General features: G+C 61.3%; 20 protein-coding genes. 12 read left to right on the forward strand and 8 right to left on the reverse strand.

The genetic code is table 11. The features are described 5' to 3' along the window. Positions 1-7: 7 nt before the first annotated feature. On the reverse strand, positions 8-1,048 hold the full coding sequence (locus AB6802_RS15905) for a proline racemase family protein (RefSeq protein WP_371011083.1): 1,041 nt from the start codon (positions 1,046-1,048) through the stop codon (positions 8-10). Between the two features lie 106 nt (positions 1,049-1,154). Here AB6802_RS15905 and AB6802_RS15910 point away from each other — a divergent pair, with 106 nt between their 5' ends. Next, on the forward strand, positions 1,155-2,117 hold the full coding sequence (locus tag AB6802_RS15910; RefSeq protein ID WP_371011084.1) for a dihydrodipicolinate synthase family protein: 963 nt from the start codon (positions 1,155-1,157) through the stop codon (positions 2,115-2,117). Positions 2,118-2,458: 341 nt separating this feature from the next. Here AB6802_RS15910 and AB6802_RS15915 read toward each other — a convergent pair whose 3' ends face one another. Genes AB6802_RS15915 through AB6802_RS15935 form a run of 5 tightly spaced genes read right to left on the reverse strand, consistent with a single transcriptional unit; the run spans position 2,459 to position 6,935 of the window. After that, complete coding sequence (locus tag AB6802_RS15915; protein WP_371011085.1) at positions 2,459-2,998, reverse strand: prepilin peptidase; 540 nt, start codon at positions 2,996-2,998, stop codon at positions 2,459-2,461. Between the two features lies 1 nt (position 2,999). Then, complete coding sequence (locus tag AB6802_RS15920) at positions 3,000-3,554, reverse strand: tetratricopeptide repeat protein (protein ID WP_371011086.1); 555 nt, start codon at positions 3,552-3,554, stop codon at positions 3,000-3,002. A gap of 52 nt (positions 3,555-3,606) precedes the next feature. After that, positions 3,607-4,539, reverse strand: a complete 933-nt coding sequence (locus AB6802_RS15925) for a type II secretion system F family protein (RefSeq protein ID WP_371011087.1) — start codon at positions 4,537-4,539, stop codon at positions 3,607-3,609. A 39-nt stretch (positions 4,540-4,578) separates the two neighbouring features. Next, positions 4,579-5,550, reverse strand: a complete 972-nt coding sequence (locus AB6802_RS15930) for a type II secretion system F family protein (protein ID WP_371011088.1) — start codon at positions 5,548-5,550, stop codon at positions 4,579-4,581. Beyond that, entirely contained in the window at positions 5,550-6,935 is a 1,386-nt protein-coding gene (locus AB6802_RS15935) for a CpaF family protein (RefSeq protein ID WP_371011089.1), read from the reverse strand. Before AB6802_RS15935 ends, AB6802_RS15930 begins: the two co-directional genes overlap by 1 nt. A gap of 509 nt (positions 6,936-7,444) precedes the next feature. On the opposite strand from AB6802_RS15935, the gene AB6802_RS15940 reads away from it, so the two are divergent. The 11 genes from AB6802_RS15940 (at position 7,445) to AB6802_RS15990 (ending at position 15,752) form a co-directional block, all read left to right on the forward strand. Continuing rightward, the gene (locus tag AB6802_RS15940; protein WP_371011091.1) at positions 7,445-7,663 is read left to right on the forward strand and encodes a Flp family type IVb pilin; all 219 of its coding nucleotides are present in this window, start codon (positions 7,445-7,447) and stop codon (positions 7,661-7,663) included. A 14-nt stretch (positions 7,664-7,677) separates the two neighbouring features. Next, positions 7,678-7,896 (forward strand): Flp family type IVb pilin, encoded by a 219-nt coding sequence (locus AB6802_RS15945; RefSeq protein WP_371011092.1) that lies wholly within the window; start codon positions 7,678-7,680, stop codon positions 7,894-7,896. A 94-nt stretch (positions 7,897-7,990) separates the two neighbouring features. Further along, positions 7,991-9,031: a Flp pilus assembly protein CpaB gene (gene cpaB, locus AB6802_RS15950; RefSeq protein ID WP_371011093.1), complete on the forward strand. Its 1,041-nt coding sequence runs from the start codon at positions 7,991-7,993 to the stop codon at positions 9,029-9,031. A gap of 54 nt (positions 9,032-9,085) precedes the next feature. Continuing rightward, on the forward strand, positions 9,086-10,528 hold the full coding sequence (locus tag AB6802_RS15955) for a type II and III secretion system protein family protein (protein ID WP_371011094.1): 1,443 nt from the start codon (positions 9,086-9,088) through the stop codon (positions 10,526-10,528). Between the two features lie 4 nt (positions 10,529-10,532). Next, positions 10,533-10,811: a hypothetical protein gene (locus AB6802_RS15960; RefSeq protein ID WP_371011095.1), complete on the forward strand. Its 279-nt coding sequence runs from the start codon at positions 10,533-10,535 to the stop codon at positions 10,809-10,811. Between the two features lie 72 nt (positions 10,812-10,883). Then, a complete protein-coding gene (locus AB6802_RS15965; RefSeq protein ID WP_371011096.1) occupies positions 10,884-12,335 on the forward strand; it encodes a TadE/TadG family type IV pilus assembly protein in 1,452 nt (483 codons plus the stop codon). 8 nt (positions 12,336-12,343) lie between these two features. After that, complete coding sequence (locus AB6802_RS15970) at positions 12,344-12,838, forward strand: TadE/TadG family type IV pilus assembly protein (protein WP_371011097.1); 495 nt, start codon at positions 12,344-12,346, stop codon at positions 12,836-12,838. Further along, the gene (locus AB6802_RS15975; protein WP_371011098.1) at positions 12,832-13,464 is read left to right on the forward strand and encodes a TadE/TadG family type IV pilus assembly protein; all 633 of its coding nucleotides are present in this window, start codon (positions 12,832-12,834) and stop codon (positions 13,462-13,464) included. The genes AB6802_RS15970 and AB6802_RS15975 overlap by 7 nt, the downstream gene beginning before the upstream one ends. After that, a complete protein-coding gene (locus AB6802_RS15980) occupies positions 13,461-14,624 on the forward strand; it encodes a CpaE family protein (protein ID WP_371011099.1) in 1,164 nt (387 codons plus the stop codon). Before AB6802_RS15975 ends, AB6802_RS15980 begins: the two co-directional genes overlap by 4 nt. Beyond that, positions 14,608-15,186: a L,D-transpeptidase gene (locus tag AB6802_RS15985; protein WP_371011100.1), complete on the forward strand. Its 579-nt coding sequence runs from the start codon at positions 14,608-14,610 to the stop codon at positions 15,184-15,186. The genes AB6802_RS15980 and AB6802_RS15985 overlap by 17 nt, the downstream gene beginning before the upstream one ends. Beyond that, a complete protein-coding gene (locus AB6802_RS15990; protein ID WP_371011101.1) occupies positions 15,183-15,752 on the forward strand; it encodes a hypothetical protein in 570 nt (189 codons plus the stop codon). Before AB6802_RS15985 ends, AB6802_RS15990 begins: the two co-directional genes overlap by 4 nt. Before the next feature lie 36 nt (positions 15,753-15,788). Here the strand turns inward: AB6802_RS15990 and AB6802_RS15995 are convergent, their stop codons facing one another. Then, complete coding sequence (locus tag AB6802_RS15995) at positions 15,789-16,325, reverse strand: hypothetical protein (protein WP_371011102.1); 537 nt, start codon at positions 16,323-16,325, stop codon at positions 15,789-15,791. A 150-nt stretch (positions 16,326-16,475) separates the two neighbouring features. After that, positions 16,476-19,301 (reverse strand): type VI secretion system ATPase TssH, encoded by a 2,826-nt coding sequence (tssH, locus tag AB6802_RS16000; protein WP_371011103.1) that lies wholly within the window; start codon positions 19,299-19,301, stop codon positions 16,476-16,478. Positions 19,302-19,583 lie beyond the last annotated feature (282 nt).

Consider the following 19,583-nt stretch of genomic DNA (forward strand, 5'->3'; position numbering starts at 1 on the left):
TGGTCGCCTACTGCGTCACCGACGTCGACGTGCCCCAGGTGTCCGACAGCACATAGCCCTGCGGGTAGGGATCCGTCGGATCGAGATAGTAGGCATGCTCGCCGGTGATCCAGGCGCGGCCGGTGATCTCGGGCACGATCGCCTTGCGCCCGCCGATCTCGGTCAGCTCCACGATCCTGCCGGTGAAGCGCGAGCCGATGATCGATTCATGGATGAGCACGTCGCCAACGCCCATCAAGCCCCTCGCCTGCAGCACCGCCATACGGGCCGAGGTGCCGGTTCCGGTCGGGCTGCGGTCCGAGCGCCCTGGCGAGACGATGCAGGTGTTGCGCGTGACATTGCCTGGCCCCTGGAACGGCATGGCGAACTGCACGATCGATACCCCACGGACATTGTCGAACTCAGGATGCACGACGTCGAGCTGTTCGCGTGCCGCGCGCCGAACCCTCTCGCCGGCCACAGCCAGCTCGCGGGCCTCGTGGGGAACGACGGAGAAGCCGAGCGCCTGAGCGTCGACGATGGCATAGAACATGCCGCCATAGGCGATATCGACCTTGAGCGTGCCCAGACCTTCGACCTCGATGCTGGCGTCGAGTTGGTGGGCAAAGGCCGGCGCGTTGCGAAAGGTGATAGACAGGCATTTGCCGTCGCGGCATTCGGCGCGCACTTCGATGACGCCGCCCGGCATGTCGAGCTTGAAGCGGGTCTCGGGCTCCTGCATCGGCACCATGCCGGTCTCGAGCAGCACCGTGGCGACGCAGATCGTGTTGGAGCCGGACATCGGTGGGTATTCCGTCGGCTCCATGATGATGGCGCCGGCGACGCAATCGTCGCGAGTCGACGGGACCAGGAGATTGACATGGCGCGCGACGCTGCCGCGCGGCTCGCAGATCAGCATGCGCCTGATATGGTCGTGGTCACGTTCCATCGTGATCATCTTTTCCATCATCGTGCGGCCGGCCGGCGGCAGCACGCCGCCGACGATGACGTCGCCGATCTCGCCTTCGGCATGGCAGCCGACGACGCGAATGGAGGCTTTGGTGCGCATTGTTGCTCCTGTGCTTATCGCTGGCGACCGCGACTATTTGCTTGGCAAGCAGTGCTGCTCCGGGACAAACTGGTCAATCTGCCAGCCAGCCTCAAGGAGAGTCCCAATGAGCGCCAATGTCTTTTCCGGCTGCATGCCGGCCTTGATGACCCCGTGCACGCCAGACCGCCAGCCCGACTTCGAGGCGCTGGTGCGCAAGGGGCGCGAGTTGATCGCGGCCGGCATGTCGGCCGTCGTCTATTGCGGCTCGATGGGCGACTGGCCGCTGCTCACCGACGAGCAGCGCATGGAAGGGGTCGAGCGGCTGGTCAAGGCCGGCGTGCCGGTGATCGTCGGAACCGGCGCGGTCAATACCGCCAAGGCGGTGGCCCACGCGGCGCACGCCCAGAAGGTCGGCGCGCTCGGCCTGATGGTGATCCCGCGCGTCTTGTCGCGGGGCCCCTCGGTGACGGCGCAGCGCCACCATTTCAAGGCGATCCTCGCCGCCGCCCCCGATCTGCAGGCGGTGATCTACAACAGCCCCTATTATGGCTTTGCCACGCGCGCCGAGCTGTTCTTCGCACTGCGCGCCGAGCACCCGAACCTGGTCGGCTTCAAGGAGTTCGGCGGCCCGGCGGACCTGCGCTATGCGGCCGAAAACATCACCAGCCGCGACGATGAGGTTGCGCTGATGATCGGCGTCGACACCGCCGTCTTCCATGGCTTCGTCAATTGCGGCGCCTCGGGCGCCATCACCGGCATCGGCAACGTGTTGCCAAAGGAGGTGCTGCATCTGGTGAGCCTGAGCCAGACGGCGGCCAAGGGCGACGTCGAGGCGCGCCAGCGCGCGCAGGAACTGGACGCCGCGCTTGGCGTCCTGTCCTCCTTCGACGAGGGTCCCGACCTGGTGCTCTATTTCAAGCACATGATGGTGCTGAAGGGTAACCCCGAATACAGGCTGCATTTCAACGAGACGGATGCCCTGACCGACAGCCAGCGCGGCTATGCAGAAGCGCAGCTCAAACTGTTCGACGCCTGGTATGCCCAATGGTCACGGCAGCCCGGCGTGGTGGCGCGATACGCGGCCTGACCAAGGCGGCCGGTCGCTTGTTCGACCCGGCCCGCTCCAACCGGGAACCGTGGAGAATACGGTCGACCTCGACGATGCCGGCTCGCTTGCCTTACGCAGGGCGGAACCGCCCATCGAGGGGACCAAGCGCCGGCAAACTCGATAATCAGGGTTGGGGGGAGAATTTGCCGGCGCTCCGTGATCGCGGACTGGGGTGATTAGGGTGCCGCGAACTCAAGAACATTAGCATGTTCGAATATAATGAGAAGGGGCTTTCGCGCTATGGCCACCGTTATTATCGGAATGTTGCGGAGGATGACGCTGGATGGCCCGTATTCCGTCAGCAGAACGGACCGCGCGGTTCAATTGAGCTGGTTGAGAATCCCGGAGCTGTTAGCCAGCACCAGACTTTCATAGATGAGGAACGCTATCGCGCAGACTGCGGCTGCCGCTATCGGCACGCCGAATGGCACGACGCCCTTCCGATCCATATGCTCCACGTAGAGGCGAAACGCTCCCGCCGGCAGCATGAATGGATTTTTCACAAGCACCGCGGTGGCGACGGCGAAAAACAGGAGCAACACGGTAAAGACGACGAGACTGTCTCCTCCGATCAGCAATGGCATCACAGCCATCAGCTTTACATCCCCGGCGCCGATCTTGCGCAAGAGCCAGAACGGAAAGAGCGCCAGGAACAATACGATGCCGCCAAACGCGCTGAGCCCCATGTCCCACCAGGATCCGGAAAGGAGCGACATCAGCAACAGCGATCCCGCGCCAAGACAGAGCAGCAGCAGCACGTCGCGATTGGCTATTCTCTGCGTGGTAAAGTCAATGCACGCGATCCATGCGAGGAGAGGGATAGCAAGCGCCTTCAGCAACAGGGATTCGACGATCAACATGCTAGCGCTCGACGTTTTGGACGCTCGACGACAAAAGCTTCAGATTGTTGGCTACCGTCGGATCGTTAGGCGCCAGTTCATAGGCCTTGAGGAAACTCGCGCGCGCATCCTGCAGCTTGCCGCGCAGCAGGTAGGAATAGCCGACATTGTTGTAATATTCGGGTGACGCGCCAGTCAGCTTGAAGGCCCGGGCGTAGGCGCGGTCGGCAAGGTCGAAGCGGCGGATGCGGTCGCACGAAGCGGCGAGCCCCATCCAGGCGCCGCCGTCATTGGGCGCCAGCTGGGTCGCCTTGAAGAACAGCGCGCCGGCGTTGCCGTAGTTTTCGGCGCGGAACTGGTTGGTGGCTTCGGCCACGGCCTGGTCCGAGGCGTAATATTCGACGTCGCTGACGGTCTTCAACCCATCGAAGGCATCGCCAAAGGACGTGACGTCACCCTTCGACGGCTCGTTGGTACGGACGACACCTCCGGTGGTGTCCGTGCCATTCGTCTGGCAACCGGCAAGCACGAAGAGCAGCATGCTGGCTGCGGCGGTGAGGCGTATTGGCCCTGTCATTTCGTTCCTCAGGGTTCCTTCGACTCGGTTCATTAGAACCAAAGCATATTGGTTAGTGGTTGAAAATGGCCTGCATACGAATGACAACCGGCAAAAGGACGATCATTAGCACCACCGGGAAGATACAGATGCCTAGTGGGATCATCATCTTGACCGGCAGGGCATTTGCACGCTCTTCGGCTTGGAGGATTCTCTGGGACCGCATTTCGTCGCTGTAGACACGCAGCGCATCCGTCAGGCTGGTGCCGAGTTCTTCCGATTGACGGAACAGCACAGCCAACGCCCGCGCCTCGTCCAGGCCGACGCGGTCCGCCAGTTCACGTAGGGCCTCTCGCAACGGTTTACCCGCGCGCAGCTGCAAAGTCATGATCGAAAGCTGTATCCCCAGCCATTTGTGGGTCGCGACCAATTCCTGGCTCACTCGCTCGACGGCGGCCTCCAGGCTCATGCCGGCATCGGCACAGGTGATCATCATGTCCATGAAATCGGGGAAGCCGCGCCGATAGATCCGCTTCTGCGAATTTTCGAAACGATCGAGCATGATACTGGGAATGACGATGCAAGCGAGCCCAAACAAAGCTGACCCGGCAAGGGTCACGAACGCCGGCAAAGTAGGGGGCAGCACTTGAGACAGAAGCGCGTACATCAACAAGAAGCCGGCACAAACCGCTCCAAATCGCGACAAAGTGTATATCAAGGGAGCACTAGCTTGATAAAAGCCGGCGCGAAAAAGTTTCGCCTCAAGGGCGTTGGGCTCGTCCCGCTCTTTCTCTACGGACCGGAAATAGGCCTCGATCGGCCGCTGAGCCAAGGCTTTGGCCTGTTGCTCAAGGCCGAGCATTGACCGGCGATCGACGATCCCCTCCGCTTTTAGATTTTGCGCGACCAGCTTTCGTGTCTGCAACGCAGGCAAGAAAACAAAAGCGCCGAAGAGGAAAATCGCCACCGCCGCCAAAAAAACCGCGACCGAAACAAGAAACCCCAAGTCGCGTATATTTAAGAGTACGTTTATTCTACCCTCCCGTCAGAAGTCGAAATTGACCATTTTATACATGATGAAATCGCCCAGAAGCGCCCATGTCCCAAAAATCACGAACACGGGCATGATGAGTGGATTGTCCCAAACAGCACCATAGTAGGATGGCGCTAGCGCCAGGAGAACAAAGAACATCACGACAGGGAACAGCGAGATGATCCACGCCGACACTCTACCTTCCGCTGAAAGCGCTCTGATTTTCATCCCTAGCTTATGCCTTTCACGCAGCACCGACGAGAGATTGTGCAAGATACTGGTCAGATTTCCGCCTGTTTTGGCCTGAATGGACAGCGACACCGACAGCAGATGAAGGCCTTCGAAGCCGACACGCTGGGAGAGTTTCCGTACCGCTTGTTCCATGCTGAGGCCGAAGGTGATTTCGTCGGACACGATGCCAAACTCGGTGCCGAGAGGATCGGGCATCTCGCGAGCCACGAGACCAACTGCCACTGTGGAGGGATGTCCAGCCCGCAGCGAGCGCACGATCATGTCCAACGCATCGGGGAGTTGCCTGGCAAACTTCCGGATACGCTTGTTGCGAGCGCGTCGCAGAACCAGGAGTGGCAGTACAAGCCCAGTCACCAGGAAAATGATGAGTGAGACCAGGGTCGAGACACCCATGAAGAATGAGAGAACCATTGCCAAGGCAAGCCCGGCGACAAGAAATATCGCCGCGAACGTCAAGGGATTCCCGGTGACGCCGGATTGCGTGTAGAGCCTGTTCAGGCCCACGAGACCAAAAAGGAAGTCACCGGCGTTTGTCAGCCCGCGCTCGCGCAACAGTCGTTGCAAGGTCTGCTCGGCCGGAACCTCGTCAGCAAGGCGCTTCAACCGGCGATTGACCGCCCCGGCGCGCGAGCGGCGACTGGCGTAAGAAAGATACAGGGCCTCGGCGGCAAGAATGACGGACGCCGCCGCTACCGTATAGATGAAATAGAGCAAGGATTGGCCGGACAGCATCAGAGCGGAACCTGCGGATTGAAGGCGTCCTTGCCAAAATGATGTCCGAGTGTCGCCGCCTCCACCGAAAAGCGCGGGCGGACACCGGTTGCTCGAAATTCGCCGATGATCGCACCTTCCGCGGTGACGTCGCGGCGGACGAAGTGATAGATTTCCTGAAGCTGAACGACATTGCCTTCCATGCCGGTCAGTTCCGATATCGAAATGACCCGCCTGCCCCCATCCGAAAGGCGCTGGGTCTGCACGATAATGTCGATGGCCGAGGCAATCTGGGCCCTGATGGAATCATGTGTCATCGGCATGCCGGCCATGCCGACCATCTGCTCAAGACGCGATATGGCGTCGCGCGGCGTGTTGGCGTGGATGGTGGTCATCGAGCCTTCATGGCCGGTGTTCATGGCCTGCAGCATGTCGAAAGCTTCCTCGCCGCGCACCTCGCCGACGATAATGCGATCGGGCCGCATGCGCAGCGCGTTCTTGACCAACTCACGCTGACGGACCTCGCCCTTGCCCTCGACATTGGGCGGGCGCGTCTCGAGCCGACCGACATGCGGCTGCTGCAATTGCAGTTCCGCCGCGTCCTCGATGGTGATCAGGCGTTCCCTGGACGGAATGTAGCTCGACAGCGCATTGAGCAAGGTTGTCTTGCCGCTGCCGGTGCCGCCCGAGACCAGGATGGACTTGCGGGCCTGCACGGCAATCCGCAGCAGATCGACCATCGGCTGCCTGATCGAGTTCAGAGCCATCAGGCGTTCGAGCGAATAGGGATTCTTCGAGAATTTACGGATCGAGACCAGCGGGCCGTCCACGGAGATCGGTCGTACCGCGATGTTGACGCGTGAGCCGTCCTCCAGCCGCGCATCGACCATCGGCGACGATTCATCGACGCGCCTGCCAATCGCCGAGACGATCTTGTTGATGACGCGCAGCAGGTGCGCTTCGTCACGAAACCGGATGGCCGTCTCTTCAACCAAACCGCGCCGCTCGATGAATACGCGCTTATGCGTGTTGATAAGGATGTCTGTGATCGTATCATCCTTGAGCAGCGGTTCGATTGGTCCCAGCCCCAGCATCTCGTCGGCGGTGTCGATGGTCAACTGGTCGAGTTCACGGGCATTCAACGGCACGTTCCGGCCACGCACGAATTCGCGCACGATCGGCCGGATCTCGTTCAGGATTTCGTCCTTGGAGGCGCTTTCCAGTGCCGTCAGGTTGAAGCGATCGATGAGATGGCGATGCAGCTCGACCTTCAAGGTCAGGAAATCGAGACCTTGCGGTTCGGCCTCCGCCAGGATGGCGGTGGCTGTTTCATTGGCGGCAGCAACCACGCGCGACGCCTGCGGCGCCGTTTGCTCACCCTGCCCTTTGATGAAGCGACCCAACATGCCGCTCGCCCCTTTTAATTTCCCCAGGTCCGGAAACTAAGCGTTAACCACGAGGGGCACAAGCGGCCTGGAGGTCAACCGACATGTATTACTTGGGACATAGTTAAGAAATAAGTTTGGATTTCTCCTTTTTGTTTGGTTTTTGCTCCAGATTATCAGACAAAGGTCGCAGGACTAGTCCTAGGCCTTTGGTCGCATGTCGGCAAAATACCACAATAAATCATTAGATATAAAGGAATATGTCTGGATTCTAATGTTTGTGCGATGCGGCACGGCCGTGGCAAAATTGTGAATGAATGGTTAAAATCGCTTGAAAAATGAGGCGAATCAAGCCCTTGTAAAAATTAAAACGACTTCATTCCGAGTATTGAAAGGTTAAGCTTCCGTTAATCCGTTTGACACTGCTTTTTCGCACGACCTAGGATTGAACGTGACGGGGGATGCTTGGGTATGGGGTTCATCCTTGGCTCTGTCTCGTCGGGTTAGAAACTCCAAAGGGAGAAATTGACATGAAGAAGCTCATGACGATGACCCGGCAGTTCCGCGACGACGAAAACGGCGCTGCTATGGTCGAATATTCGATCCTCGTTGGCATCATTGCCGGCGCAGCCATCCTGGCGATCCTCGCCATCGGCGGCTGGGTGTCCGGCCGGTTCACCGGTCTCTGCGGTACACTGAACGGTAAGGCGGGCGGATCCTGCAACGCTGCTCTCGGTACCGGCTCCTGATCGGGACAAGCAACATGGATAGGCTCACCGCAATCACGCGGCAGTTCCGCGACGACGAAAACGGTGCTGCCATGGTCGAGTATTCGATCCTGGTTGGCATCATCGCCGGGGCAGCCGTCCTCGCCATTCTGGCGATCGGCGGATGGGTCAGCGGCCGGTTTACCGGCTTGTGCGGCAAGCTGCAGGCCAGTGGTGTTGGCGCCTGCGATGCTGTTGCTGGGACAGGAAGCTGATCGACAAGAAATCAGGCCCGGATCGTAAAATCCGGGCCTGACCCTAAATCGCGGCGGGCGAGTTCCCGCAGTATGACCTAGGGGCTTGGGTCTAATGCGCGCCAATACATTTATCATGATCGTGCTAGCCGGCGTGTTCGGCGTGCTCGCGGTGGTGCTTGTCAACATTTGGCTGGCCAACCAGCGTAGCGCCATGGCCGAGGCAAGCGGCGTCCAGCGCGACACGGTCGTGGTGGCGGCGATGCCGTTGAAGTTCGGCGACACGCTGACATCGGACAAGCTGCGTGAAATCGCCTGGCCGGCGGGCGCTGTTCCAGCCGGCGCCTTCAAGACAACAAAGGACGCGCTGGCCGGCGAAGGCGCAAAGCAGGCGCTGCAGACGATTGGTCTCAACGAACCCGTGCTTGCCAACAAGATCACCGGCCCAGGCCAGCGCGCCACGCTCTCGGCGGTGCTCGGCGAAGGGATGAAAGCCGTTTCCATCAGGGTCAATGACGTGCTTGGCGTCGCCGGGTTTGTTTTCCCGGGCGATCGGGTCGATATACTTTTGACGCGCACGGTGCGCGACAGTGATGGCCAGGACAAGAGTTTTGTCGACGTGTTGCTGCAGAGCATGAAGGTGCTCGCCGTCGACCAGGTCGCCGACGAAAGCAAGGACAGCCCGACCGTGGTCAAGGCAGTTACGCTGGAGGCCAGCACCAAGGATGCGCAGAAGCTGACCCTGGCGGCAGGCGCCGGCCAGCTGTCGCTGGCGCTTCGCCAGGCCGCGGCCAGCAAGGGCGAGACGACCGAACGCGTGACGCTGTCGGATCTGACCGGCGAAACGCCTGACGATGTTGCCAAAAGGCAGGCCGAACTAGCGAGACAAGCGGCGGCCGACGCCGCAGCTGCCGAGGAACGTAAGCGCGCCGACGACAAGATTGCCGGCCTCACCCAGGCCGTGGAGAAGGTGGGAAGCCGCCTTGACGATCTGAGCAAGATCAAACCCGCTCCGGCCGTAGCATCTGCGCCGGAAGTGCGCGAGGTCGTGAAGGAAGTGGTCAAGTATGTGCAGCCGGAACCGCCAAAGAACGTAACCGTGGGCGTATTTCGCGGCATGAAGCTCGATACATATGACGTGCCGCGACAACCATAACAGAGGCGCGGCGACGATTTGGCGCTGCCATAGGCAGCGATTGGGGAGATGGGGATGCAGGGGTTTTGGACTAGGATAGCGGCGGTTGCTTCCTGTGTGGCGGCGCTGCTGCTATCGGGCCTTGCGGCCGATGCGGCTGACCGTTTCATCGACGTGTCAAACCCCAGTGTCCATCGTGTTTTCCTGCCGATGTCGCAATCGGTTACGATCCAGGTCAGCGCCAACCTCGGCGATATCGTCGTCGGCGACGAGAAGATCGCCGATGCCCAGCCGATGACCGACCGCACGCTCTATGTCATCGGCAAGGGACCCGGCACCACCACGGTCAACCTGTTTTCACCTGAAAAGCGCTCGCTCGGCGTTATCCAGATCGAGGTCGGCGTCGACGTCAGCGACATGGCGGCGGCCATCCGCCAGGTGTCGCCAAGATCGCGCATCGAAATCGGCTCGGTCAACGGTAGGGTCAGGCTTGGCGGCCATGTCAAGGACGGTGCTACTCTGGCGGCGATCATGGAAGTGGCGCAGCAATACGGCCCCGACGCCATCATCAATTCCGTGATCGTGGATGACAGCCAGCAGGTCAATCTCGAAGTGCGCGTGCTGGAAGCCAAGCGCAACGCCGGCCGCGACCTCGGCGTCTCGATCAAGAGCACGAACAGCGACGGCACGACCAAAGTCGGAACCGGAATTGCCGCCGTGGACAGTGACAAGGTCGTGCTTGGATCGGGCACCTTGCTCAGTAGCCTGCTGTCCAATTCCACCCCGTTCGGCGCACTGCTCACCCGCGTCATCGACAGCAATATCAAAGTCGATTTGTACATCGAAGCACTTGAGGCCAAGGGGGTAGTGCGCACGCTCGCGAACCCCAATCTCACCACGCTTTCTGGCGAGCCGGCCAGCTTCAACGCCGGTGGCCAGGTGCCGATCCGCAGTGTCAACAAGGATGGCGAGGTCCAGATCGACTACAAGCAATTCGGCGTGAATCTCCTGTTCACGCCGATCGTGCTCGCCGATGACAAGATCCATATCAGCTTGGCGCCCGAGGTTAGCGACCTGACCGGCTTCACCTCCGCTGGCGACCCGATCTTCACCAATCGCAAGTTGGAAACCGTCGTCGAACTGCGCGATGGCCAGAGCTTCGCGGTCGGTGGGCTTCTGTCCAGCAAGACCACCAAGCTGCAGAACCAGGTGCCCTGGCTCGGCCAGGTGCCGGTCATCGGCACTTTGTTCCGCAATTCGAGCAGCCAGAAGGAAGAGACCGAACTGGTGGTCATCGTCACGCCGCACATCGTGCGGCCGGTGAAACCCGGCGAGCAGCTGGAGACACCGTTCGACAAGACGCGGCCGGCCAACGACCCGGAATTCTTCGTGCTCGGTCAGCTCGAGGTGAACAAGGACATGATCCGCAAATACGAAACGGGCGACGGCGTCACCGGCCCCTACGGCCACATGCTCAACTTCAAATCGAAGGACAAGATGCTTTATGTCAAGAAATAGCGCCTTGATCCTCATTCTCTGCGGGGGTGCACTGTCGGGTTGCGCCGCCGACTATCTGAACCATTACGACACGGTGACCTTGGCTGCCGGCGACACGCAGAAATACAACTCGATGCTGCAGACGGTCGATCCGCTCAATCCGGCATCCAAGAACACGCATATCGAAGGCGACGGCACGCGCGCTGCACTTATTGCCCACAACTACAAATTTCCGCCACCACCGCCACCGCCGCCGGCGATCACGGTCAATGTCGGCGGGTCTGGTGTGACGACGACGCAGTGAACTGAACGGAAGGATGCGGAGGGCGCCGGGCGTGCGAGGGGCCCTTGGTGCAAGAAAGCAAAGAGTAAGGTCATGTTGGGGACCATTCGTGCCTTCTGGAGAGATCAACGCGGCGTAGCGATGCTGTTCGCCGCAATCATGGTGCCGGTACTCGTCGGCTTGTCGCTTCTTGCCATCGACATGAGCCGCGCCAATGGTCTTCACAACGATATGCAGAAGGGTGCCGATGCCTACGCACTGGCGGCAGCGGCCGAGCTGGATGGCAATACTGACGCGATCACCAGGGCCAACAGCGCGGTTGGGAATCTTCTGAAGACCAACGCCACGAAATTTTCGACCTCGGGCGACCATACGCTGGTGCCCGCCGACCTGACCGTCACCTATCTGTCCGGCATCCCCGCCAGTGACACCATCGGACTCAGCGCCGCCGGCCGGGACGAAAACGGTCACGACTGGAGCACCACCGATCCGAAGGTGGCGAAATTCGCTGAAATAACGGTCAAGTCCACTGCGTTTGCGACAATCTTCCCGGCAAGTTTTGTCGGAAGCAATGATACCATGAATCTGCAGACGCAGTCGGTGGCAGGGTTCAACAACGCGCTTTGTCAATTCACGCCGATGTTCATCTGCAACCCCTATGCGTCTATCGGTGCTCTCCAGACAGCCTTGTCGGGAACCAAGAAGCCGATGATCTGGCTGAAGGAGCAGCAAGGCGGCGCCAGCGCCCAATATGGCCCCGGAAACTATGGGTTCCTGTCATCGCCGGAGGGCGACAAAGATACAGCCGCGATCACCGAGATGTTCGCCATTACGAATCCACCCGCCTGCTATAGTCAGAACGGGGTAACAACCCGCCCGGGCAACATCCCTCCGGTAAATGACGGCATCAACACCCGTTTCGACATTTTCACGAATGGCGGACCTTACAAGACCGATCCCGCCGTCAACCCGCCGGCGCCGAATGTTCGGAAGGGCATGGTTGTGAAGAATGCCGGCAAGCCAAGCTGTAGCTATGATGTACCCAACAGCGGGCAGGCAAACAACTATAAGGGGCTGCCTCGGGACAATTGCTTTTACTCGGGCGGCTGCACGCAGGCAGGTGTGCTCGGCGACGGCTCCTGGGACTTTGCAGGCTACTGGTCCGTGAACCACGGAAACGCCAGCACGTCCGGGGTGACAACGTCCTGCGGTGCAAGCCCTAGCCGATATTGCGTCTACAAGTATGAGATTGACAATCCTGGCTTGAAGAGCGGCCAGGAAGCGACTGCGCCGCAATGCAACACCACAACCCAGACCGCGGACCGACGGCTTCTCTACGTCGCGATCATCGACTGCGCGGCCAACTCCGTCAAAGGTGGCGGCCAGACATTGCCTGTGCAGGCCTTTGCCAGCGTGTTCGTGACCGAACCGGCAGGGGGCGCACCGAATGCCGACATTTACGGCGAGATGGAGGACATCAGCACGGTCGTCGGTCAAAACACGCTGAAGAAGCTTCAGCGCAATGAAGCCCAGCTTTACCGGTAGATGCAGCGATGATCCGGCTCAGCAAAATCATCCAGCGTTTCAGAGGCGAAGAGAATGGGGCGGCTCTCGTCGAGGTGGCGCTTGTCGTGCCGTTCCTGCTTCTGTTGTCGGCGGGTGTGTTCGAACTCTCCAACATCCTGAACACGCGCTTGCTGCTCGAAGCCGGCGTTGAGGACGGCGCGCGTTACATGGCCCGCTGCAACGACAGCAACTGGAACAATTGCGTTACCCTTGGAACAAACCTGGCGGTAAATGGCGCGGTGACCGGCGGCAGCCAGAGGGTGAAGGGCTGGCTCACTACGCAGGTCGGCGTCAAGGTGAGTCACACCCTTGCGGTCGACCCCGCCACCGGCACCGAGCTCTATCTCAGCAGCACCGCCAATGTGGATGTCGTCGAGGTCAGTACCTCGTTCCCCTACGCCGATCTCGGGCTTTGGAGCTATCTGGGCTTCGGAGCTCTCACAATAACCGTGTCGCATCAGGAGCGAGTCTTCGGATGGTGACGACGAGGAGAACATTCCGCGCGGACCAGTCCGGCGCTACCATGGTCGAAATGGCTGTCGCCATGCCGCTGCTGCTGACCCTTCTGCTCGGCTTTGTCGATTTCGGCTACCTCTTCTACCAGTGGAACGCCGGCAACAAGGCAGTCCAGACGGGCGCCAGACTGGCGCAGGTTTCGACGCCAGTCGCCATCGCGCTGCCTTCTGAAGGAAAAACCCCCGCCAACTCTTTGGATGTCGGCAATGCTGTACCGGCCGGCACCTATGATTATGTCTGCACCGCAAGCTCAGCAGGTGTCGCTTGCTGCAGTATCGGAGCAGGCCAGTGCCTACCTGCGAACGCGGACCAGACCTCGTTCGACGCCATCTATAACGGTAGTGGCGGCCGGGCGGGCATGATCACTCTTCTGCCAACCCTGCAGAAATCGGAGGTTCGGATAGAATACGCCGCCTCCGGTCTTGGCTACTGGACACGCCCGAGTGGGCCGGTGCCGACCGTCACGGTCAGCATCACCAATCATCCGTTTCAATTCTTCTTCCTGGGCGGACTGCTCGGGTTCAACAACATCACCATGCCCTCAATGCTCAGCACTGCTACGGGCGAAGACATGAAGAGCACCTTTCCATGAACGCCATCAACACCAAGGTTACACCGACCAAGCGAAAGCAGGTGGCGTTGTTCTCGTCGGATCCGAATTTCAGGCGCGAGGTGGCGACCCGGCTCGATGCGCTGGCGATCTATGATGTCAGGGTTGCCGAGACCGGCGACTTTCTCAAGGGCCCGCCGGCCGATACGCGCCCGGGCATCGTCATCCTCGATCTCGGCGATGGCGAGCTGCTTACGAGGCCAGGCATCGTCGAGGCGCGCGCTTTGTGGGCGGCCGTGCCGCTGATTGCGGTTTCCGACGAGCTGACCTCGGAACGGACGCGCGTTCTGGTGCGCATGAACGCTTCGGACTGGCTGCGCAAGCCGCTCGACGGCAAGGAGCTGCTCAACGCGGTCACCTTCCACGACACCGGCAACCAGGGCACGAAGAGCCGCATCATCACCTTCATCAGCGCCAGCGGCGGCGCCGGCGCCACGACGCTGGCGCTCTCGGCGGCCGAGCACCTGGCCTCGAAATCGACTGAGCGCGCGGCCTCCACCTGCCTGGTCGACCTCGATTTCCAGAGCGCCAATTGCGGCGCCTATATCAATCAGTTCAACCAGTTCGACCTGACCGGCATTATCGGCCAGCCCGAACGGCTCGATGTCGAGCTGATGGACGTCATCAAGCTTTCGCGCCCATCCGGCCTCACCCTCTACGCCTTCGAGCGGCCGCAGCTGCCGTTCGAGCCGCAAGGCAGCGATTTCGTCTTCCGGCTTCTCGACCTCGTCGCCTACCGCTTCGACGACATCGTCATCGACCTGCCCAATCTCGAAACGCCCTGGCACAATTCCGTGCTTTCGACGAGCGACGAGATCTTCATCGTCTTCGAGCTCAACGTCGCGTCGCTGCGGCAAGGCAAGCGGCTCTACACCAAGATCCGCGAATTGCGCGGCAACGCGGTCTCCATCACGCTCGTCGCCAACAAGCATAAGCGCAAATGGTTCGGGAACCATTTTTCGCGCAGCGAGCTGGAGAAGATCTTCAAGGCGCCGCACATCAAGTCGGTGGCGCTCGACAACGCGCTTCTCTCGGATTCGCTGAACCGGGCCATCCTGCCCTCCGAGGTGGACGGTCGCGCGCGCTTCAACAAGGATCTGAAGAAGATGTTCAAAGAGCGGCTCGATGACGCTGCCAAATAGGCATCGGATCATCCCGAGGCTGGCCGGCGCCTGCGCGCTCGGCGCGATGCTGGCGCTGTCCGTCCAGGGAACCGCAGACGCGCGGTCGGCACCCCCGTTGCCGGCGATGGGCCCCAGCCTGCGCAAGGCAGTTGCCTTCGCAACCGCCGAGCAGCCGGGAACCATCATCATCCGCAAGAACGAGAAGGCGCTTTACCTGGTGACCCGCCAGGGCCAGGCGCTGCGCTACCAGATCAGCGTCGGGCGTGACGGGTTTGGCTGGACCGGGGTGGTGAAGGTCGGGGCCAAGACGGAATGGCCGCAGTGGCGCCCGCCCCGGGAAATGCGCGCCCGCCAGCCGGAACTGCCGGAGCTGGTGCCCTCGGGTCCTTACAATCCGCTCGGCGCGCGGGCGCTTTATCTGTCGCGCGACGGGCGCGACACGCTCTATCGCATCCATGGCACCAACGATCCCAAGGGCGTCGGTTTCGACGGCACGTCCGGATGCTTCCGGCTGACGAACACCGATGTGATCGATCTCTTCAAGCGCGTCGCGGTGGGCGCAAAGGTGGTGGTTGAATGACGATGATCAGCGAGCCGGACGTTCCGGCAATCGAACTCGGTCATAGGGAAGCCGCTCCGGGACGGCCCAGCCGGGCCAGAATGATCGGTGTTTTGGCGGTGGGTGCCGCACTCGTCACCTTCGTCAATGTGACGGCCGCGGTCTATCTCTATCGCGGCGTCAACGACCTCAAGACGATGGAGGCGCGGCTGGAACAGCTCGGCCAGTTCGAGCAGCGCATCGGCGCCCGCATCGATACGGTCAACAACGGTTTCCAGAGCCGGTTCGAGACGCTGGACCACCAGCTGCAGGGCAGCTTCATCGAAATCAACGGCCACATGGCCCGGCTGGAACAGAACCTTCCCGTAGCCGGCGACGCCGGCATATCGAGCGCGCCGGAACCCGCTGCCGCGGCGAGCACCGTGGCCGAAGCGTCGTCCGACATCGAGGTCGCGGCCGAACCTGCCGCTGTCGACACGCCACGGCCGCCCAAGAGGCGGATTGCCACCGCGCCCCCCGCCCCGAACCCCGGTTACCAGCGAACCGAGACACCGGACGGCAAGGTCTATTACCGCAAGATCAACTGAAGCGCGTCGCGATGAAACGGATTCAGACGACGCGCTCTACAGATCGCGCTGCAAGGCGATGACACGCACGGCCAATGCTTGTGCGCGTTGCCGGGTTTCGCGAAGGAAGGCGACATGACAATAGGCGCAGGCCGCAAAGCCTAGGACCAGCACGAGGCTGTTCTCCCAGGTGAAGTCCACCATCAGCGAGAACGAGAAGCCGCTGGGCGCCGTGAATGCGGCAACCGTGCTCGCCGTTTCCGAATGACCGCCGACGGCGATCATCAGCCCGACGAAAAGCAGAGCCAGGTGATTGGCCAGGAAGAAGGCGGCTGAGCGTCTGACGCGGCAAGCGCTCCAGCAGGCGATCGCCGCTGCAATCAGGATGCCGGCATCCAGGGCCATCGAACCACCCAGATAGAGGTCGACCTGCTGCCAGAACATCGTCGACAAGGGACGCAACTCAAGCCAGATCCACCACATTGCAGGGCTGGCAGGATAGGTTCCGAGCAGGAGCGTCGCTGCTCGCTCGCCTGCCATAATCGCCAGGATGAATGCGGGAAAAGCGAAGAGTAATATCGACTTGCGCTTCATGTTGTCCTCGACAATCTGGCGTCAGCATAGATTGCAGAGGTTATGCGAGGCTTAACGCAGGGACGGCCCACATCGCTTGTTCATTTCGGGCCGCAGTTGAGACCGTGTCCGCTCGCCGTCCCCAAAAGCGCCGCTCGTGGATAGCCGAAGCTATTCGAACGAATAGGTGAACCCGTCGGCCGAAGCACCGACGGTGACCTTCGTCATCTTCGCGCCCTCCAGCGAGCGATTGAGCACGCCACGGCTGAGTTCCGGCAGCAATGTGTTGGTGAGGATGGCGTCTATCATGCGCCCGCCGGACTCGATCTCGCTGCAGCGCGCCTTGACCAGATCCATGACGCCATCGCCGATCACCAGTTCGGCATCGCTGGTTGCCCGCAGCCGGCGCGCGATCTTGGCGAACTGATGGCGCGTGATCGCTTCGATCATCGCATCCGAGAGCGGATAGTACGGGATCGTTACCACGCGGCCGAGGAAAGCGGCGGGAAACACTTTCAGCAGCGGCGCGCGCAGGGCGGTATCCAGATCGTCAATGCCGGTGCGCACGGTGCCGTTCTTGGTGCGGTCCATAATGACCTCGGAGCCGACATTGGAGGTAAGCAGGATCAGCGTGTTCTTGAAATCGATCCGCCGGCCCTCGCTGTCGTCCATCATGCCTTTGTCGAAGACCTGGAAGAAGATCTCGTGCACGTCGGGATGCGCCTTCTCGACCTCGTCGAGCAAGATCACCGAATAGGGTTTGCGCCGCACGGCCTCAGTCAAAATGCCGCCCTTGCCGTAGCCGATATAACCGGGCGGCGCGCCCTTCAGCGTCGATACGGTGTGCGCTTCCTGGAATTCGGACATGTTGATCGAGATCAGGTTCTGCTCGCCGCCATAGAGCGTTTCGGCCAGCGCCAGGGCTGTCTCGGTCTTGCCGACCCCCGACGGCCCGCAAAGCAGGAACACGCCGACCGGCTTTTCCGGCGCGCCGAGGCCGGCGCGACTGGTCTGCACGCGTCGCGCGATCATCTCCATCGCATGATCCTGACCGACGACGCGCTCAGACAAGGTGGCGGCGAGCTTGAGCGCTTTCTCGGTCTGACTGGAGAGCATCCGGCCCGTCGGGATGCCGGTCCAGTCCTGCACCACGGTGGCGACGGCGTTGCGATCGACCGAAGGCAGGATCAACGGCGTCTCGCCCTGCGCGCTGGCAAGTTCCACCATCAATTCGCGCAGTCGCGCCAGATCGGCAGCCGCTTCATCCGCCGGCTCGGCGGAAATCGCCTCGGCCTTGACCACATCGGCCTTGGACCCTTTGGCCTTCGACGCCTTGGTTTTCTGAGGCTTGGTCTCAGCGGCTTTGCCTTCGTCCGCCTTTTTCTCAGGTGTTTTAACGGCCGCGTCTGCGTTCTCCATTTCGACGGCGGCCTCCTCGGCTGCCGTCTCATCGAGCGGCACGCCGTCGCCACGTAATTTTGCGCGTAAGTCCAGGATTTCGGCCACCAGCGCTTTTTCTCGATCCCAGCGCGCCTGGGCGGCTGCCAAAGTGGTCTCGGTTTCGGCCAATCCAGCGTCCACGCGAGCCTGCCGCTCGGCAACGTCGATGCCGATCGCCGCCTCGCGGCCGATGATACCGTTCTCCACTTCCAGCGCCTGGCGGCGGCGCAGGATATCCTCGACCTCGGCCGGCGTCGCGTGCTGCGAGACGGCAACCCTAGCGCAGGCGGTGTCGAGAAGGCTAACCGCCTTGTCGGGCAATTGCCTGGCCGGGATATAGCGGTGCGAAAGCGAAACCGAGGCCTCGATCGCCTCGTCGAGGATCTGGACCTTGTGGTGCTGCTCGAGAACGCCGGCGACGCCGCGCAGCATCAGCACGGCCACCGCTTCGGAGGGCTCGTCGATCTTGACCACCTGGAAGCGGCGGGTCAGCGCCGGATCCTTCTCGATATGCTGCTTGTATTCGGCCCAGGTCGTGGCGGCGATGGTACGCAGCTCACCGCGCGCCAGCGCGGGCTTCAGGAGATTGGCCGCATCTCCAGTTCCCGCGGCACCCCCGGCGCCGATCAGCGTATGCGCCTCGTCGATGAACAGGATGATCGGCACCTCGGAGGACTGGACCTCGTCGATCACCGCCTTCAGCCGCTTCTCGAACTCACCTTTGACGCTGGCGCCGGCCTGCATCAGCCCGACATCGAGCATGCGCACGGAAACGTTCTGCAATGTCGGCGGCACGTCGCCCTGGGCAATGCGCAGCGCAAAGCCCTCGACGACCGCTGTTTTGCCGACGCCCGCCTCGCCGGTCAGGATCGGGTTGTTTTGCCGGCGTCGCATCAGGATGTCGACGATCTGGCGGATTTCGGGATCGCGGCCGACGACCGGATCGATCTTGCCGTCGCGGGCGCGCTGGGTGAGGTCGGTGGCGTATTTGGCCAGCGCCGAATCCCCGCCCGGGCCACGTTTCATCGGTGTTTCGGCGGCTGCGGCGGGAGGCGAGCCGGCTTCGAGCGAGCCTTCCGTGACATCGGCGAAACGGGAAATGACCCCGTCCGCATCGATCTTGTCGAATTCGGCGCTGATCTTCGACACCAGGCCTTCCAGCACCGGTGTCTTAAGGCAGGCGACCAGGATATGGGCGCTGCGCACCTCCTCGACACCGAATTCCAATGTGGCCAGGTTCCAGCCTTCCTGGATGGCGTGGAAGATGTGGTCGGAGAACTCTTCGACCGAGGTCGCGCCGTAGGGCAGCTTGTCGATGGCCCGCGTCATGTCCGCCGTCAACCGACTGGCATCGATGCCGGCGTCGGCAAGGATCATCTGCACGTCCGAGCGTTCCGACAACACCAGTTGCTGGACGAAATGGACGAGCTCGACATAGGGGTTGCCGCGCAGCTTGGCCGTGTCGGCGGCGGCCTTGAAGGCGCGCATCCCCGTCGGATTGAGCTTTGCAACGAGTTCCTTACGCTTGAAACTCTGCGACGACCGGCGCTGTTCCATTGAACCTTGCCCCCGAGATCTGCTGACCGCACCCTGCCATATAAGCGGCTGCTTGACAAAACCATGTGCCGGGCGAGGCCTTCGGACCCTATCCGGGCGGCACCTCGCGGTTACACAAGCCTTGCAAACTCCTGCAACAAACCCGGATTGCGCGCCGAACTATGCGAGCGATTTCACATACCCGGTCCGCCAATCGCGCAATGGGTTTGTCGAAAGATAACTGGGACGTTCAGCTTCTGTTAGTTTTTAAGCACGTGCTCAATTGTCGTGGCATAGGGCCGA

The organism is Mesorhizobium sp. RCC_202, from assembly GCF_041355295.1.
Taxonomy (GTDB): Bacteria; Pseudomonadota; Alphaproteobacteria; order Rhizobiales; family Rhizobiaceae; genus Mesorhizobium.

What these genes read in the sequence shown, in the direction of transcription:
- AB6802_RS15905 (WP_371011083.1), bottom strand. Translation starts at nt 1,048, where the DNA reads ATGCGCACCAAAGCCTCCATTCGCGTCGTCGGCTGCCATGCCGAAGGC.
- AB6802_RS15910 (WP_371011084.1), top strand. Translation starts at nt 1,155, where the DNA reads ATGAGCGCCAATGTCTTTTCCGGCTGCATGCCGGCCTTGATGACCCCG.
- AB6802_RS15915 (WP_371011085.1), bottom strand. Translation starts at nt 2,998, where the DNA reads ATGTTGATCGTCGAATCCCTGTTGCTGAAGGCGCTTGCTATCCCTCTC.
- AB6802_RS15920 (WP_371011086.1), bottom strand. Translation starts at nt 3,554, where the DNA reads ATGACAGGGCCAATACGCCTCACCGCCGCAGCCAGCATGCTGCTCTTC.
- AB6802_RS15930 (WP_371011088.1), bottom strand. Translation starts at nt 5,550, where the DNA reads ATGCTGTCCGGCCAATCCTTGCTCTATTTCATCTATACGGTAGCGGCG.
- AB6802_RS15935 (WP_371011089.1), bottom strand. Translation starts at nt 6,935, where the DNA reads ATGTTGGGTCGCTTCATCAAAGGGCAGGGTGAGCAAACGGCGCCGCAG.
- AB6802_RS15940 (WP_371011091.1), top strand. Translation starts at nt 7,445, where the DNA reads ATGAAGAAGCTCATGACGATGACCCGGCAGTTCCGCGACGACGAAAAC.
- AB6802_RS15945 (WP_371011092.1), top strand. Translation starts at nt 7,678, where the DNA reads ATGGATAGGCTCACCGCAATCACGCGGCAGTTCCGCGACGACGAAAAC.
- cpaB (WP_371011093.1), top strand. Translation starts at nt 7,991, where the DNA reads ATGCGCGCCAATACATTTATCATGATCGTGCTAGCCGGCGTGTTCGGC.
- AB6802_RS15955 (WP_371011094.1), top strand. Translation starts at nt 9,086, where the DNA reads ATGCAGGGGTTTTGGACTAGGATAGCGGCGGTTGCTTCCTGTGTGGCG.
- AB6802_RS15965 (WP_371011096.1), top strand. Translation starts at nt 10,884, where the DNA reads ATGTTGGGGACCATTCGTGCCTTCTGGAGAGATCAACGCGGCGTAGCG.
- AB6802_RS15970 (WP_371011097.1), top strand. Translation starts at nt 12,344, where the DNA reads ATGATCCGGCTCAGCAAAATCATCCAGCGTTTCAGAGGCGAAGAGAAT.
- AB6802_RS15975 (WP_371011098.1), top strand. Translation starts at nt 12,832, where the DNA reads ATGGTGACGACGAGGAGAACATTCCGCGCGGACCAGTCCGGCGCTACC.
- AB6802_RS15980 (WP_371011099.1), top strand. Translation starts at nt 13,461, where the DNA reads ATGAACGCCATCAACACCAAGGTTACACCGACCAAGCGAAAGCAGGTG.
- AB6802_RS15985 (WP_371011100.1), top strand. Translation starts at nt 14,608, where the DNA reads ATGACGCTGCCAAATAGGCATCGGATCATCCCGAGGCTGGCCGGCGCC.
- AB6802_RS15990 (WP_371011101.1), top strand. Translation starts at nt 15,183, where the DNA reads ATGACGATGATCAGCGAGCCGGACGTTCCGGCAATCGAACTCGGTCAT.
- AB6802_RS15995 (WP_371011102.1), bottom strand. Translation starts at nt 16,325, where the DNA reads ATGAAGCGCAAGTCGATATTACTCTTCGCTTTTCCCGCATTCATCCTG.
- tssH (WP_371011103.1), bottom strand. Translation starts at nt 19,301, where the DNA reads ATGGAACAGCGCCGGTCGTCGCAGAGTTTCAAGCGTAAGGAACTCGTT.